The 388-nt window shown below is 57.2% G+C and carries 1 pseudogene; it reads left to right on the plus strand.

What is annotated here, in order from left to right:
- Nucleotides 1–388 (plus strand): annotated as a pseudogene (locus EKL29_RS22985) (IS1-like element IS1B family transposase); the annotation flags it as partial.

Genomic DNA, 388 nt, shown 5'->3' on the forward strand with positions numbered 1-388 from the left:
GCCTCTCAACCCGGTACGCACCAGAAAATCATTGATATGGCCATGAATGGCGTTGGATGCCGGGCAACCGCCCGCATTATGGGCGTTGGCCTCAACACGATTTTACGTCACTTAAAAAACTCAGGCCGCAGTCGGTAACCTCGCGCATACAGCCGGGCAGTGACGTCATCGTCTGCGCGGAAATGGACGAACAGTGGGGCTACGTCGGGGCTAAATCGCGCCAGCGCTGGCTGTTTTACGCGTATGACAGGCTCCGGAAGACGGTTGTTGCGCACGTATTCGGTGAACGCACTATGGCGACGCTGGGGCGTCTTATGAGCCTGCTGTCACCCTTTGACGTGGTGATATGGATGACGGATGGCTGGCCGCTGTATGAATCCCGCCTGAA

Origin of the sequence: Pantoea sp. YU22 (genome assembly GCF_003970755.1) — a bacterium.
Lineage (GTDB): Bacteria > Pseudomonadota > Gammaproteobacteria > Enterobacterales > Enterobacteriaceae > Pantoea > Pantoea piersonii.